A 15853-nucleotide genomic window follows, 5' to 3' on the forward strand; every position below is an offset into this window, starting at 1 on the left:
TTAACCTCCTACCGAGACAAAGCGTTTGACCCCGGCTTGCCACACCCGGCGCGATACGGCCGCCAGCACTACAATCCAGAGCCATTGTACGCCGATGCCTTCAGCGGCTTCCAGCACGGTCAGCTTGCCCGTTAATGCGTTCACCGGAAAAAATACAGTGTAGCTAAACGGTAGCAAACTGAACATGCGGGCCAAACCGTCTCCAAAGATCGTCAGCGGAAACACGGTACCGCTAGCTACGTAAATGACGAGCGACAGCGTGTAAAACAGTCCCGCCGATTCCGTCACCCAAAAGGCTATGCCGCTCAGCGCGTAATAGACCACAAAATTGAGCACCAGCGCCCCCGGCAACGCCAATATGTAAAGCAGGATATACGACAGCCCGAAGCTGATATGTCCTTCCAGGCTAAGGCACAGCAGCAAAATCGCAGCCGCCAGCAGCACTACTGCGGACTGTACCGCCTTGCCTCCAATAAACCGAAAAAAACGGTAAGCAAAATAATGTACAGGCTGCACCATGAATTTGGCCAGTCCGCCTTCTTTGATGTCTGTAGCAATTTCGTATTCAAAACCCGTGGCGATCAGCTTCCCGGTTACCCCTGCCATGACTACATACACCAGCATTTCCGGCAAAGAGTAGCCAAGCACCCTTGCTTGTCCCGAAGAACCGAATACCGCGAGCCAGAGAAAAATTTGCGTCATGATCGGCAGCATAAATCCCGCCATCTGGAGCCAGTAATTGGCCCGGTATTCCATTTCGTTTTGCATGCCAAGCTGGAGCACCTTCATATATTTGTTATTTCGCATCAGCTAGCCTGCCTCCATCGTACAAATTGGCTATCCCCTCTTCCAACGGGACGTCCTCAATTGTAAAATCAACGACAGGCAGCGCATCCAAAATCTTTTTGGACCAGGTCAGAGTATCTTCTGCATCCAGCTCAAATACCGCCTCCAGCTCCGAGTTGGAGCGCAGCTTGCCAAGTCCTGTCAACGTCAGGTTTGGCACAGGGGTCTCCAGTCGAACCTTGAGTAGCTTGCGGGCGCCGATCACCTCATTCACCTTGTTCAAATCCCCGTCATACACCAGTCTTCCCCCGCTGATAATGATGGATCTGCTGCACAAGTCCTCAATATCCTTCATGTAATGGCTTGTCAGCAGGATGGTCGTCCGGTGTGTGCGGTTGTAGGCTTTGAAAAACTCGCGAATCCGCCGCTGGGAAACCAGATCCAATCCAATGGTCGGCTCATCCAGCAAAATGACCCGTGGACGATGCAGGAGCGCGGCAATCAGCTCCATTTTCATACGCTCGCCAAGAGATAATCGCCGAACCTGAACATGAAGCTGCTCCTCCACCCCAAGCAGGGTAACCAGCTCGTCCAGCGCCTCTTTGTAACGACTTTCATCTATTTCGTAGATAAGCTTGTTCAGCTCGAACGACTCGCTTGCGGGCAAATCCCACCAGAGCTGGTTTTTCTGTCCCATCACGATGGAAAACTGCCGTTTAAACTCCTTTTGCCGCTTCCACGGGGTAAAGCCAAGTACAGATGCCTCCCCGTCACTGGGATGGAGAATGCCGGACAGCATTTTGAGCGTCGTTGTTTTGCCCGCCCCGTTCGGACCAAGAAACCCGACGATTTCGCCTTCCTCAATGGTGAAGCTGACATCCCGTACGGCCTCCTTGGTCAGCTTTTCCCGCCTAAACAGGTTTTGTAATGATTTGCGCACGCCCGGCTCCTTTTTATAGTACGTAAACGTTTTCGACAATTGATTCAACGTAATGGACGGCATTCGATTCTCCTCCTCTTTCATCTGTCCGTGACACCTTGCCTGCGTATTCCTGATACGTTATGCCTGAACTACTCGGCTGCCTGCTCGGCTAAAATCATCAATTCCTCCAGCATATGCCGCTGTTTGTCAATCAGGCCGAGGGCGCGTTCGCTAATGTCAGGTATCCGATGCTTGCGCAGTTGAAGACCTGTTTTGTAAATGTGCAGATTGAGCTTATGCCATTCCGCATGCAATGACTGCGCCAATTCCACCACATGCTGTGCTCGCGGTCCCAATGTGGCTTCATGCAGCATGCAATAATCCGCTGTATAATCGGTCAGATGAAGGGCGCTGCCCAAACGCAGATTGTAATAGATTTCATGGCAGTACGTACGGAAGTCCGCATCCTCCATGTCTATCAGCAGGCGGAAGTCCTCGACAAAGGCCCGGTATCCCTCATCTCCCCGCTTGACCTGTTTGCCAACTGCCACATTTCCGGGGGTATTTCCCGGGTCATTGGACGAAGGTACACCTCTCCAGACCGCTTCATGTCCAGTAACATATTGACGAATATGGTATGCACACGCCGCATGCATTTCACCTGGTGAAAGCGGCGCGGGCTGTTCCACCAGCCAAGCAAATTCAATAATGCCCTGCATCAGATCGTCGAGCCGGGCCGGACCGACGTAAGTCATGGCATGGCCCGAAGAATCCAGCAGGAAGCTGTCATTTACCTGTGCTGTTCGTTCCTGCAAGTCCAGTCCAGACAGTTCAATGACGTGGCCCCTTGGATAATTTTTCACATACACGTCGTGGTAGGTTAAAGCGGTACTCGATGTATGCAGCATCATACCGTAGCCTGATGTCAGCGCCCGCAGCAGGTCGGTTTCATCGCTTGCACCAACAATCCACGGCTCCACCCGAATCACCGGACCGCCACTGGCTGCCATTTCCTGAAGCTGCTCTGGATATTTCTCGGGACCAAAGCGCTTCAAATCTCCGCTATACTCCGCGCACATACTGCCGCACAGCATAAACAGCTCGGATTCCGCCATGTTCACGCCATAACGCCGCAACGCGGTACGCAGAGACGAATATACACAGTGCTTCCCCGGAGGAGCTTTTATCGTTTCTTCAGCAGCGTAGTCGACAACGGAGTCATGAATGTTCTCCATGCCGGATGCCCGCATAGGTCTGATCTCTGCCGCCCCCTTATGCATATTTGGCCAGCAGACGTTCGATGCCTTGGAGTGTAGAAAGATGTTCCAGCACCAGATCGTCGTCCTCCATCGTAATATCAAGCTCATTTTCCAGCTCTACAATCAATTCAACAGCGGATAGGGAATTCAGCCCCAAGGTTCGCAAATCCTGTTCCGGAGTCAACTGTTCCAGCTCACCCGGAGCCAGCTTCAATACCTTTTCCAGCAAGGGTACTACATGGTACACATCTGTTTTCATCCTAAATCCCTCCCGATTTATGAGCTTCCCAATCCCGCAATAACACCTTCCAGCCTGTGCGCATAGGCTTCGGCTTCCTGCCAGCTGTCTGCCATAATAAGCGTGAAAATCCGATTCACATACCCCCGCTTCACCGGAGTACCGGACAACGTACCTGCCGTATAAACGAACACCCCTTCGGGGCGTTCGGGCGTGTAGAGCAAACCTTCCTCTGCCAGCAAGCCGCATAAGCGACTGTAGGTCAGCGGTGTGGTGGTAACGTTGCGGTAGTAGCGGGACAGCGTTTTATGCTGCTCTCCCAAGACCGACGACAGGAACGAAATATAGGTAGACAGGGTAAACCTGCCGTTAATCTCGATCACCGGAACCAGCAGTCCTCCTTCATCGACAAAACCGTCAATGGAAGCCATGCCCGTATAACCGATAGAATACAGATACGTTCCCAACTGGTAAGCACAGCGTCTCACTTCTTCCTCCAGCGCATCGCCAAGCTCAGCCGGAACGCGCGACCCGGTGTACACCGTGCCGTCCACATTTTGCCTTTTCAGCGAAAACATCGTCACCCCGCCGCCCTCGTCAATACAGAGCTGGTAGTTCAGATCCATCTGCTTGTTATGCCAGCGCTCCACCAGCCAGCCTCCCGAAGAAGGCGACGAACCGCCAAAGCGTTTCATCACACTCAGCAGCGTATCCAGCTTGGACAGCTCGTCCAGCATATACATGCCTTGTCCCGATGCGCCATGCGGCTGCTTGATGATCAGCTTCACAGGCCCGTCCGACAAGTCGGCCAGTCTGCCGCACTCCCTGCGGATCGCCGCTTCGTCTGCGCATACGGCTCCCTCACTAACGGCAAAACCGAGCTTTTGCGCAGTCAGGCGGCTGAATATTTTATCATTCACCCGGGCGCTGACGGAGGACGGAGCGCCGATCAGCTCCAGTCCACAGCGCTCCGCAATAGCCTCCTCCTGCGGGGTAACCGCATACGGAACGAGCCACGCTTTGGTCCGGCTACTACTGTGGCCCGCTTCCGCAACCACTCGCAGCCGTGCCAAAAGTGCCTCGTCCGCCAACACCAGCTCCGAAATCGGCGTTAACGGATCAGTAGGCTCCGGCACCTCAATACGCGGCAGGCTAAAGCCCAACCGCTGAAGCATGTCCAGAAAAGCCTGATCCGGCTGTTCTCGCAGCACGATCACATCCTGACTTCGGCACAACAGAAGATTCATTTCCTCCATCCGGTTTACCACCTGCTGTTCATCACGATCTGCCATCCCTCCCTTACGGGGGGACGGATGCCATACCTGCTCTGCGCCAATATTAAACAGCCAAATCAGGACTCCATGATCGCGTTCATGGGCAAGCGCTTCCACAAGGTTAATGGTTTTAGTCGTCACGTCCTGTCATCCCTCTCTTCCATCCAGTAAGAAACAACTGCGATCAAAACTAAATATATTTCAGGGAGCCAGCTCCGTGCAGATACAATACGCTGCATTTGGAGCACACCGGCGTTAATCCTTCGTGATTAATCGTTTGGCGGGTTTTCTCATACGCATCCGAATTCCAGATTTCCTTCAGACTGTGCTCGCGCAAGCTTCCAATCGTGAATTCGCTAAAAAATTTGCAAGGCATCACCTTTCCGTCCGGTAAAATATCCGTTCTGGAGGTGAGCGCCAGACAATGATTGGAGCAGCGACTGACCATTTCCTCGCCATGTATAAATTTGTCGATTTCCTCATAGTCCAGACCGGGCTGATAGCGCACACGAATGTTCCATACCCGCTCATTGATCCGCTGTAGCTCCTGCATCAAAGGATCGATATTATCTGGGTTGATTTTATATTTGAAAGCATGCCAGCTACTAATATTTTTTTCCTCCAGTTGTCGGAGCCAAGAAAAGTTTTGTGTAAAATAATCATCCATTTTGAGGGAAGTTTCTTTGGAAATGTACCAGGGGAACGTCAGCAGTACCAGATCCAGCCTCTTGTCCTCCAGCATTTGCAGAAACTCGTACATCCGTCCGATCATGTTATCGTTAATGACGGCATGGACGGTCACCCGCCCCTTGTACAATCCCTGGTCACGCAGTTCAATCAGCTTATCCATCTGCCGCATCGTTTTTTGAAAGGTGCCTTTACCGCGAATCAGATCATGTTCTCTTTCAAAGCCTTCAATCGCTATTAATAACTCCAGATTTTCAGATAAATCCAAAATCCGGTCCAAATATTTATCAATCAGCAGTCCATTAGTACAAAAGGTCATTTCGCGCCGATCTTCAGCCAGCACGTCCAAAATTTCGTCAAAACGCCGATGAAACATCGGCTCTCCGCCCCACATATACAGCCGGGACTTGGCCTCTTTCGTCTCGCTCAAAATTTGCCGAAGCATGTCCGGGGCAAGATCCATGTTTTGCTCTTCTTTGTCCATTTGATGATGATAGCCTTCCTCGTTCCATTCAAAGCAGTGCGTACATCTCAGGTTGCAGCGGTTGGTCAGCTTAATGCCGATCGTCTGGGGCATGTCCGTTTTGAAGGCAGGGTCCTGTGTTGCGTTACGGTAAGATACAGAAGCGTTTTTCAGGTTACGCTTGATGAGCTTGAACGCTTTCTCATCAATCAGCACATTGCTTTTGGGCTGCATGCTAACACCTCGTTTAATGGATTTTCAGGCACATGTACCAAGCTGTACGTCAGACTGTCTCCATACCCTCCGGGTGCGGCGCTTTTTCCGCATCGCTGATCCCCTGAATGTAGCTGCAAAACGCATCTACCGAGCTCAAATGCTCTAGCTCAAAGGAATCAAAATCAATTTCCACGTCAAACGCATCCTCCACTTGCAGCATGAAATGAACCAACTGCAACGAATCCAGTCCTGCATCATGAATAATGTCCGAATGTCCATCCAGCTTGCCGACCAGCTCAGGATCTTCCTTGACTGCGCTGATCATTTCAATCACTTGGCTTTGCATAGCAAACTCCTCCTTGTGAATGATCCTATTCGTTCCGCCCGACAATGCTATCTGCAAAGCTCCTCGAAAAATTCCTACACTGGAACTTTATTCAATTATACTCCTCCATTGAAGAGACAAGTCAATAGGTTGTTTTGTAAATATATCTCGCAATATGTAAATTAATGTGTGTTTATTTCTACAATTTTCGCTATCTTTTTTATTCATTATTTTATATAAGCTAAATTCGAAAATCTTACATGGAAAACGGAGTAGGCGGAATGGTGCTGGACAAGCGATAGCGGTCGCCTGAAAGCTTTCCAAAGGAAAGCTCGCATCGTAAGCATATATTGCCCCCAGATTTCTACCATTGTGCGTTCATTCAGGAAATCTGGGGGCAACAGCGATGGGAAGCACCATCCGCCTGCGTAGTGGCGCACCATGTACATTTTCAGTTTGGCATTTAGCTCACATCTTGCCTTCAACTGCTTGCAAGTGCGACAGGATTATTTTACAATAGACATGAAAATAATTTTCTTTTTAATGATTATTTTTACGATATTTATTTTCACGAAAAATACTCTACAGCCAAAGGAGCGCAGCTCATGTCCCCCATCCTTCATACATTAACCCACAGATTGGAGCAGCTTCCCGTCCAAGAGCGCAAGCTGGCGGAATCCATTCTGCAATCTCCGGGAGATGTGCTGCATCTGGGCATTCGGGAGCTGTCGGAGCGTTGTGGTGTGAGTCCGGCGACTGTTACGCGGTTTTGCAAATCACTGCATTTTAAAGGCTATCCCGATTTCAAAATGAAGCTGGCCGCCGAGCTACCCCGTTCTAATAGTGACGGTGAAGCCTCCTATCAGGACATTGTCGCCGGAAATTCGCTCTCTCGTATCGTGGAAGCTATAGAGGCGAATCATACCGCATCCATTGCGGATACGACCCGACTGCTGGATTTCAGCAAGCTGGAGCAGGCGATTGCATGGCTGTCCGCCACAAGCCGCATTGATCTGTACGGCATGGCGACCTCCTCGATTGTGGCGCAGGATTTTTATCAAAAGCTCATTCGAATTGGCAAAAATAGTACCGCCTTCGCGGACTCGCACATGCAGATTACCTCTGCCTCCTCGCTCGGGCCGGGAGATGTCGCCTTTGCCGTCTCCTATTCGGGGGAAACACAGGAAACCATCGCGGCTCTGCGCTGTGCACAGGAACAGGGGGCCAGAACATTATCCCTGACCTCCTTCGGAAATAACACGCTGGCAGGTATTGCGGATATTGCGCTATTTTCCTCCTCGCTGGAAGAAGGGATGCGGCGTGGAGATATGGCGTCACGCATTGCCCAGCTTCATATTATAGATATTTTGTTTACAGGTATGGTCAGCGCGGATTTTGACAAATATATTCCGAAATTGGAAGGTTCGTATCAACAAGTAAGCAAGCTCAAAAAACAACCAGGGGGCCACTGAAAATGAACATACGTATTTTGAACAGCCGTGAAGACCTGAATGCTACCGCTGCCGCTGCGATCGCCAGTTTACTGCTGAACAAGCCTCAGGCCATGCTTGGGCTCGCTACCGGAAGTACACCTATCGGCATTTATCGTCATCTTGTAGAAATGCACCGTAAGGGACAGGTGAGCTTTGCACGAGCCTACTCCGTGAATCTCGATGAATACGTTGGTCTTCCCCCGGAACATCCGCAGAGCTACCGCAGCTTTATGAATGAGCACTTGTTTCAGCATATCGACATTCCTCTTGCCCATACACGCGTACCTGACGGTAATGCGGCCGATCTGGCGGCAGAATGTGCGGCCCACGAGCAGGCAATTCGAGATCACGGACCCGTGGATCTCCAATTGCTCGGCATTGGTCACAACGGTCATATCGGTTTTAATGAACCCGGGCACGGCCTGACCGGAGCCACACATGTGGTAGATTTGGAAGAGAGAACGCGAATAGCGAATGCCCGATTTTTTGGCAATACAGATGATGTACCCAAGCAAGCAGTCACGATGGGGGTAGGCACGATTCTGAAGGCGAAGCAAATTATACTGGTAGCTTTTGGCGCGGATAAGGCAGACATTGTAAAGCAGGCTTTCACCGGACCTGTAACCACAGAATGCCCGGCTTCCCTGCTGCAATGTCATCCCAACGTGCTGATTTTACTGGATCAGGAAGCGGGAGGCTGGTTGAATTGAACTCAGATGAAACGAATGGTGATTTAACCCAACTACTGTATGGGCAAGTCGTCGTTGGGGAGCACATTATTGAAAAAGGGGTTGTCGCTATTGAGGGGCAATCCATCGTATATGCTGGTGCAGAGGATGATTTGCCTGCTGATCTAGTTGCAGCAGTAGCGGAAAATCAGGGTGATGGGGTAAGCATCGTGCGATTGGAAGGCGGCTACCTGCTGCCGGGCTTTATTGATATTCATGTTCACGGCGGTAACGGCGAGGACTTTATGGACGCCGATCCGCAGGTACTGGATACGATTACCTCTTTTCACGGCTCCCGAGGAACGACCGCCATGCTGGCTACCACCATGACCGCACCAAAAGAGCGAATCGACCAGGTGCTTAGTAAGGTTCACGCCTATATGGCGCAGCCTATGCCCTATGCACAACTGGAAGGCGTACATCTGGAAGGGCCGTTTATTAGCCCGACCTGGCCAGGAGCGCAAAACCCGGAGCACATTCAACCGCCGAATCTAGCCTGGGCGAAGGAATGGGAGCAGCGTTATCCGGGCCTTGTCCGCCAATTGACGCTTGCGCCGGAGAGGGAAGGCGCGCTGGAGCTGATTGCCTGGCTGCGCAGCCATAACATTACTGCGGCTCTCGGTCATACGGATGCCACGTATGAAGAGGTGGAACGCGCAGCGGCGGCGGGCCTGAACCATGCGGTGCATGCGTTCAATGCCATGACTCCGCTGCATCACCGCAAGCCGGGAGCAGCCGGAGCCGTGCTTGCCGATCCGCGCATTGAAGCGGAAGTTATTGCGGACGGTATCCATGTGCACCCCGCTGCTATCTCCCTGCTTGCCAAGCTGAAACGTGAGCACAATCTCATTCTGATCACCGATGCCATGTCTGCCACTGGGCTGGAGGACGGACATTACACACTCGGCGATTTACCAGTAATCGTGCAAGGCGGCGTGGCACGACTGGAAGATGGCGTCACTCTGGCAGGAAGCACGCTGACGATGATTGAAGGCTTCCGATATCTGGTTCGGCATGTGGGTCTGACCATTCCCGAGGCATCACAAGCCGCCAGCCTGAATCCGGCCAAGTCCCTGAACATTGCGCATCGAACAGGTACGCTTGCAGCAGGCAAACAAGCAGACGTTCTGTTACTGGATGCGGACTTAAAGCTGCAAGGCGTATGGATCAAAGGAATACGAAGATAATCCCTTCTTATGATTCCCCCTAAACCAAAGAGCTATCCCTCAGCGATTCCGCCGAGATGGATAGCTCTTTCTTTGGCATTAACACACATATGTGCTGAATTAGCGATGATTCATAGGTGCAGGGGTATAATTTTGTGGACGAGTTGGTGCGGTTGTTGTTCCATCTGTTGGATGAGTTGCACCAGCAGCAGGAGTCGGGAATACTCGTTGGATGATATCCCCCAATTGGGCACTCATTCCTTTGATCGGATGACCGTTTTGCACACTGCGTGTAAAGTCAGTGGCATGCTTCACAAAATCGGGGTTAGCCGATACATATACCTGTTCAATCGAAGGTGAAAATTGCTTCACCTTGTTGGCGATCCGACTTTTAACGGCTTCGGTCAACGTGCTGGGCTCATACGCAGTTCTTGCGCCTTCCACTGTGGTGCCATCCGTGCGGGTACCGTCCGTGGGGGTACCGTCCGTCAAGCCACGAATCATACCATAAGAACCAGTACCCATCGTACCGTACAATCCGTCACCACGACGTGGAGGTGTTACGGGTCCGTTTATTCCATTGTCCGTAATTCCCGGCGCTATGCCATCAGTGGTATAGTTGCCTCTTGTACCATTCACCCCATACGTAGTCATGCCATGTGTATTCATGGGATGCTTAGTACCTTTAACGCTTGAAGTACCTACACCTTTTCCGTTGGCTTGATCCTTCAAGGAAACCGCTACATAAGCATTACGATTACCGACAAGAACTGTCGCAGATTTTACATCCGGCAACTCGGATATACGTTTGGACAAATTGTGATCTACTTGCAGATTACCAATTTGGTGTCCAGTTCCATTGGCGTTTTGGTTTAAACGCATCCCGTCCATACCGTTGGACTTAGCCCCGAAGCGGTTTACACCATCCATACCGTTAGACTTAACTCCGAAACGGTTCACACCATCCATATGATGTGTACTTTGCGCGTTATAGCGGGTAGTGTTCGTGCGGACGTTATGATTCGCAGTCCCACACCCTGTCAAAGCAGCCATACTGGCGAGCAAAGCAGCAGAAATTGTTAAACTGATTACCTTCTTAGTCCCTGGCATGAACTCATCCTCCATACATATAAAATGTGTGACGAGATTAGGATGCGCTATGATTCTCAGGGCTATGCTGACTAAAAAATGACTAAATAAATAAAATTTTAATGTAAATATGAAATACAATTGATGATTTACCACAAGATGGCATGTATAATGAGATTGAAAAATACTTTATTTTACAAAAGGAGGATTTCAAGCTTGAAAAAGATCACCGTTTTGATGCTTATTTTTTTGTTGTCCGTCACTCTTGTCCCCGTCGGCGCTTTTGCAGGTTCCACTACACCCGAAACCCCGAAAGCACCTGCTGGAAGTTGGGTAGAAGGCCCGCCACCTAATCGCGTTGATCCTGCTAAACCTGCGTTATTGTTTGTACATGGTTTGAACAGCAGCGCTGAAGTCTGGACTAAAAATAGCAACGATATGCTTCAGCGCGCACGTGACGCCGGATACCAAACGGCCACCATTAATCTTTACGATGCAAATGGCACATCACAGGATATGTGGGACAATGGTAAGCTTCTAGCCGACAAAATTAAAGTCATTAGTAATCATTTTGGTAAAAAGCTCATTATCATCGCCCACAGCAAAGGTGGAGTGGATACCCAAACCGCTCTCGTATATAACGGAGCCGCTCCCTATGTACAACGTGTCATCACCCTCAGCAGTCCCCATCATGGTTCACAACTTGCAGATCTTGCTTACAGTAGCTGGGCCGGATGGCTGGCCGATATTGTCGGCTCACAGAATCCCGGTACCTCCACTTTACAGACATCTTATATGAAGTATTTCCGATCCAAGACCGATGCACTCAGCAACGCGACTACAATTCCGTTCTTTACGTTCGCTGGTGATAATTGGTCTGACGGCAGCGCTTCCTACATACTGGGCGGACTTTATCTATCATCCTTTGGCAAAAATGATGGAGTAGTCACAGTCGACAATGCAAAGCTTCCCGGTGGACGTGTAGTCAAAGTCGGCCCCTGGGATCATGCCAAAGTTCGTACCGGCTCTTACGTCTTCCCCCTGATCCAACCTTACCTCCAAGCCAACACTCCAGCACTGAATCAGGAAACTGAAGCACTTTCAGCAGCATCTTCCTTTACTGCTTCCGCTTTAACATCCACCTATAGCGAGATCGACAATTCATACTTTATCCGAGGCGGCGACTATAATGGAAAAGCCTCAGAAATCCTTACCGTTGAAAATGGTGTTAAATCCATTAATCTGGATTGGATCAGCGATAAACGTGTGAGTAAACTGGAGCTAACCAAGCCGGACGGTACCAGCGAGGTTCTAAATCTGAAAGCGAGCTATGATGATGAAATTTTTAATGGAACCTGGCATCATGATGCAGTCATCAAAAATCCAAAACCGGGCATCTATAAACTGAATGCTACGATTCCTGACAAAGGAGCTTATCTCCTGATCGCCCGCTATTATGCCGCTCAGGTTCCTGAGCTGAAATATAATCTGAATGCTGTAGGTCCGAAGCTGAATCTGCAACCACAGGATTCCCCTAAAAGCGTTACACAAGTCACGTATCAGGTTCAATATTACGGTGATCCACAGCAAGGAATGACTCCTACATCCAAAGGTCTGACAGTACAACAAAAAACAGTTAACCCCACCGGACAAATCGAGCTGTCCAAAGCGGACAAGCCCGGCATTTATTCCGTAACCTATGAAATCGAGGGAACTACAGAGGCAGGCTATCCATACCGCCGTACAGCAGTTCAGTCCATTTATATTGACGCTGTCGGGAATAAGTATGTTGATTAAACCATCCCACGTATTCATTTAATATCATTCACATATAAAACCAAAAGGTGCAGGCCCTTAAAAGCCTGCACCTTTTCTTTTCTGTATCATAATAATGGCATCCGGTTAAATCATTTCAAATATCGTTATTCTTCAAATCTTCTATAAAATCAGTCACAATACTTTGGACGGCATCTTCTCTGGACATTCGGATATACCGACTGGTTTTCTGAATATCTTCCTCGAACAGATGCAGTATCCTGCTCATAGCTTCCTGATCTCCGTCTCGTGCTAATTTGAGCAGTTGGATGAACTCAGCATCTGAGATAATTGACGCAGCATTTTCTTTTTCCATTTATTCACCGCCTGTTGAGATAGCTTCAGCTCTCTTGCAATCTGTGCTTCGGTTTTGTCTAGTATGTAAAGGTCAAAGATGATGGCTTTTCCGATCTCAGACGGTAGAGAGTTAATGAGCTGTAGGGTGTAGATCTTAGAGTTTGCAGAGTCTGTAAAAGATGGAGTAGCGACGGCTTCGTTCTTTTCCATGACAAATTCATGATTGGTTTGTACCCGGGCACGATACTGGATTCTCCATGCAATGCGATACAGCTTCTTACGATATTGCTCAACCAATGTTAGCTGAGATTGATTCATCATAAACCACCCTTTCTCTTTGGATTTGGCTTTTCGAAATCCTCATATTATAGGGTAATTTGAGAACACATTTTACAACCAAAACAGAACACTTGTTCTTATTTATTATACTATTTTTTAGGCTGGTTGTATACGGTTCTTTTGATTTACCTTCCTTTATATACGGCTAAAAAGGAGGGAATACATTGCAGATGGATGATGCTCTTTCTATGATAACCAACGTAGGCTTTCCGGCAGGTCTTTGCTTTATTTTGTTGCGGCACATCCTGCACACCATGGAAGAAAAACTGGATAAGCTGGATCTCTCGCTCCATGAGCTGATTGAGGTCATTAAGGAATTGAACGATGGGAACCGTCATTCTTCTAAAAGCAGTAAGGCTGATGAATAACGAACACAAAGAAGCTCCATCCGACGATCCTCGCCGATGGAGCCTCTTTGGATGATTATTTTCCAGTTTGAGCCTGGTCATGTCCAGCCTGTTCAATACGCTTCACGTCAGATGCCGACAGACCATACGCCCAATTGCTTTGCGGAGGCACGACCCATACGATATCCGGTTCACCGTTCATCGTCCAGCCCTGATACACCTGCTGCGATTCATCCTGCTTGCCCAGCGATACGCTCAGCGTAAAGCGGTGAACAGGTTGGTTTAGGTCTGAGGCTTTACGCAAGGACTGGCTGCTAGCCAGATTTTTGATTTGCTGCGATAAGGAGGTCGCCATATCACTGGTTACTGACTTTCCATTCAGCGTCCAAGCTGTGGAAGAACTTTCTTCGGTTCCCCCATCACCAGATGACTTAAGCATCCAAGACGCTGACTGACCTTCCCACTCCAGTCCGCTCAGCTTATCATCATCCCAGTCGAACGGCGTCGTATCCGTAAAATCGGCTGCACCCAGTAACAACCCGGAAAGGGTATCCACAGGTACGGAAGCTACCTCTTTTTTATCTGACAACACATATACAGCATCTCCGGAAGGCAATGTTTCGCCAAAAGCAAAGGTATGCTCGTTTCCATCCTTGGTCTTGATCTGAATTTGGTTGTTGGTGGCGCTGATTCCGTATTTGGTTACGTCTTTTGGAGAAGACTCCACCACCTCACCGAGCTTCACGTTTTGAATAGCGGCTAACCAATTGTCTATCGTATAACCGTTTAACGGATAAGACTGCGGCTTACTCATGCTCCATTTGCCATCACGTTGGTTAAGCTCCACTGGCTTGCCGTCCTTCCCCGTTATAGCGAAGGACGTAATATCCCCCTGCGTAAGCTGAACCAGTTGGCGAGCAGCAGGAGCTTGTTCACGAAAAAAGTTTTGGCTCTTGGCATAGACTATACCCGCTCCCAATACAACTAGCAGCAGCACTGTGGGTATCCATTTTCTCATGCTCTTCTTCGCCTCCACCATAATAAGATTCCGGCTGCCGCAAACAACAACGGCAATCCGATCACGGATAGGGTCAATATAGTCTTCGCTTGCGCAGGAGTCAAATAAACCACCTTATAATCCTGCTCCTGACGAGGACGAATGGTAAGCCCGTCAGATTGCCCCTGTACATAATTCAGACTGTTCAGCACAAAATCCCGATTGCCTCCCGTGCTGATCTCAGTGTCGCTCAGAAGGGCGGACGTTCCGAGAATAATTGCTTTAGGCTTGCCGTCCTTGCCATCTACCGCGTAACCCAGATCAAGCGGCCCCTGCGGGTCCTTGTCATCCTTCTGTGTGTCGTTGTTCAGGAGCCCCTGAATATTCGTTTCGCCATAGCTGGCGGCAGAAGATTTAAGCAAGGCCGTAGTCTTCCAATTCTTCTGCTCCCCCGCTTGCAAAGCAATAGACAGCGAAAGTACCGGGTACAGATTGGAGGCCGCCAGCTTATCAGTAATCGCATGACTACCAAAGGTAGGCACTGTAAACAGAGGTCCAAGCGTATTCGTCTGCTCCTGATCCACCACGATCGCATGTGTATCCTTCACACCGTAATCAGCCGCTAGTGCGTCAAGGTTTTTCCAGTCCGATTGCATGTTCGGATGAAAGCCCAACGCCAGCAAAAGCTTCCCCCCCCCCTCCAAATAGGTGCGAATGCTTTTCAGCTCCGTCACGCTGATATCTCGTTGTGGCCCCACAATAGCCAGCACCGATGCATCTTTAGGCACGCTACCGGCCTGATTGAGCTGCACTTCTTCGGTTTTTACATTATCCTGCGCCAGTGAGCTGCTCAATCCGGTCATTTGGGACAAAGGGATTTCCTCATGCCCGGTCAGGAAAATGACCTTTCCCTGACGGGTAGATGATAGCCCCAGCAGTCCGCTGGTCAGCTTTTCTTCCCCGGTAAATTGATATACGCCCTCGCTACTTCCCTGTGCCTGCGTAAACAGACCACCTATATCAATAACACGTTTCTTCTCACCCTGAACCAGCACTATGGATGCTTCGGTGACGCCGTATTCCTTAGCCAACAGCGGCTCCTGATTCAGATCATATTGCTCGACCTTGAGCTTGCTGTTACGCTTGGCGTACTCACTGAGCATATCCGTAACGTCCCGGTTCAGCTTTTGATTTTGCGAAGTCGATACGGTAAAAGCAATCAGCCGCACGTCTTCCTTCACTCCCTGAATAGCCGTCAATGTCTGATCAGACAACGTATACTGCTTGCCTGCCGTCAAATCCAGCTGAAAGCCTCCCAGCGAACGCAGAAACAGCGTCAGCAAAATAAAAATACCTATAGCAGCAACCGACAATACCACACTGTTTGTATGACCCAGCCATTTTTTCATGTT

The 15853-nt window shown here is 49.7% G+C and carries 17 protein-coding genes; 5 read left to right on the plus strand and 12 right to left on the minus strand.

Going from position 1 to position 15853, the window contains the following annotated elements:
• The 7 genes from HPL003_RS00830 to HPL003_RS00860 all read right to left on the minus strand — a co-directional run bounded on the left by HPL003_RS00830 (position 1) and on the right by HPL003_RS00860 (position 6191).
• Complete coding sequence (locus HPL003_RS00830; RefSeq protein ID WP_014277730.1) at positions 1-807, minus strand: ABC transporter permease; 807 nt, start codon at positions 805-807, stop codon at positions 1-3.
• Positions 797-1789, minus strand: coding sequence for an ABC transporter ATP-binding protein (locus HPL003_RS00835; RefSeq protein ID WP_014277731.1), 993 nt, complete (start codon positions 1787-1789; stop codon positions 797-799). The genes HPL003_RS00830 and HPL003_RS00835 overlap by 11 nt, the downstream gene beginning before the upstream one ends.
• Before the next feature lie 68 nt (positions 1790-1857).
• Positions 1858-2988 carry a hypothetical protein gene (locus HPL003_RS00840; protein ID WP_043922272.1) on the minus strand — a complete coding sequence of 377 codons (1131 nt, stop codon included), beginning with the start codon at positions 2986-2988 and terminating at the stop codon, positions 1858-1860.
• A complete protein-coding gene (locus HPL003_RS00845) occupies positions 2981-3226 on the minus strand; it encodes an acyl carrier protein (protein WP_014277733.1) in 246 nt (81 codons plus the stop codon). The genes HPL003_RS00840 and HPL003_RS00845 overlap by 8 nt, the downstream gene beginning before the upstream one ends.
• A gap of 17 nt (positions 3227-3243) precedes the next feature.
• A complete protein-coding gene (locus HPL003_RS00850; RefSeq protein WP_014277734.1) occupies positions 3244-4620 on the minus strand; it encodes a preATP grasp domain-containing protein in 1377 nt (458 codons plus the stop codon).
• Positions 4621-4669: 49 nt separating this feature from the next.
• A complete protein-coding gene (locus tag HPL003_RS00855) occupies positions 4670-5863 on the minus strand; it encodes a radical SAM/SPASM domain-containing protein (RefSeq protein WP_014277735.1) in 1194 nt (397 codons plus the stop codon).
• Positions 5864-5912: 49 nt separating this feature from the next.
• Positions 5913-6191 carry a phosphopantetheine-binding protein gene (locus tag HPL003_RS00860; RefSeq protein ID WP_014277736.1) on the minus strand — a complete coding sequence of 93 codons (279 nt, stop codon included), beginning with the start codon at positions 6189-6191 and terminating at the stop codon, positions 5913-5915.
• A 584-nt stretch (positions 6192-6775) separates the two neighbouring features.
• Between HPL003_RS00860 and HPL003_RS00865 the strand changes: the two genes are divergently transcribed.
• Genes HPL003_RS00865 through nagA form a run of 3 tightly spaced genes read left to right on the plus strand, consistent with a single transcriptional unit; the run spans position 6776 to position 9578 of the window.
• Complete coding sequence (locus HPL003_RS00865) at positions 6776-7642, plus strand: MurR/RpiR family transcriptional regulator (RefSeq protein WP_014277737.1); 867 nt, start codon at positions 6776-6778, stop codon at positions 7640-7642.
• Between the two features lie 2 nt (positions 7643-7644).
• A complete protein-coding gene (nagB, locus tag HPL003_RS00870) occupies positions 7645-8373 on the plus strand; it encodes a glucosamine-6-phosphate deaminase (RefSeq protein ID WP_014277738.1) in 729 nt (242 codons plus the stop codon).
• Positions 8370-9578, plus strand: coding sequence for an N-acetylglucosamine-6-phosphate deacetylase (gene nagA, locus HPL003_RS00875; RefSeq protein WP_014277739.1), 1209 nt, complete (start codon positions 8370-8372; stop codon positions 9576-9578). The genes nagB and nagA overlap by 4 nt, the downstream gene beginning before the upstream one ends.
• Before the next feature lie 99 nt (positions 9579-9677).
• On the opposite strand, the gene HPL003_RS00880 is transcribed toward nagA, so the two are convergent.
• Positions 9678-10667 (minus strand): YhcN/YlaJ family sporulation lipoprotein, encoded by a 990-nt coding sequence (locus HPL003_RS00880; protein ID WP_014277740.1) that lies wholly within the window; start codon positions 10665-10667, stop codon positions 9678-9680.
• 195 nt (positions 10668-10862) lie between these two features.
• Here HPL003_RS00880 and HPL003_RS00885 point away from each other — a divergent pair, with 195 nt between their 5' ends.
• A complete protein-coding gene (locus tag HPL003_RS00885; protein ID WP_014277741.1) occupies positions 10863-12443 on the plus strand; it encodes an esterase/lipase family protein in 1581 nt (526 codons plus the stop codon).
• Positions 12444-12558: 115 nt separating this feature from the next.
• On the opposite strand, the gene HPL003_RS29520 is transcribed toward HPL003_RS00885, so the two are convergent.
• Both HPL003_RS29520 and HPL003_RS00890 read right to left on the minus strand, forming a co-directional pair.
• The gene (locus HPL003_RS29520) at positions 12559-12690 is read right to left on the minus strand and encodes a hypothetical protein (protein WP_014277742.1); all 132 of its coding nucleotides are present in this window, start codon (positions 12688-12690) and stop codon (positions 12559-12561) included.
• A 23-nt stretch (positions 12691-12713) separates the two neighbouring features.
• Positions 12714-13076: a hypothetical protein gene (locus HPL003_RS00890; RefSeq protein WP_043922525.1), complete on the minus strand. Its 363-nt coding sequence runs from the start codon at positions 13074-13076 to the stop codon at positions 12714-12716.
• Positions 13077-13267: 191 nt separating this feature from the next.
• Here HPL003_RS00890 and HPL003_RS00895 point away from each other — a divergent pair, with 191 nt between their 5' ends.
• Entirely contained in the window at positions 13268-13465 is a 198-nt protein-coding gene (locus tag HPL003_RS00895) for a hypothetical protein (RefSeq protein WP_043922526.1), read from the plus strand.
• Positions 13466-13520: 55 nt separating this feature from the next.
• On the opposite strand, the gene HPL003_RS00900 is transcribed toward HPL003_RS00895, so the two are convergent.
• Both HPL003_RS00900 and HPL003_RS00905 read right to left on the minus strand, forming a co-directional pair.
• A complete protein-coding gene (locus tag HPL003_RS00900; RefSeq protein WP_014277745.1) occupies positions 13521-14462 on the minus strand; it encodes a DUF4340 domain-containing protein in 942 nt (313 codons plus the stop codon).
• Complete coding sequence (locus HPL003_RS00905; protein WP_014277746.1) at positions 14459-15850, minus strand: GldG family protein; 1392 nt, start codon at positions 15848-15850, stop codon at positions 14459-14461. Before HPL003_RS00905 ends, HPL003_RS00900 begins: the two co-directional genes overlap by 4 nt.
• Positions 15851-15853 lie beyond the last annotated feature (3 nt).

The organism is Paenibacillus terrae HPL-003 (assembly GCF_000235585.1).
Taxonomy (GTDB): Bacteria; Bacillota; Bacilli; order Paenibacillales; family Paenibacillaceae; genus Paenibacillus; species Paenibacillus terrae_B.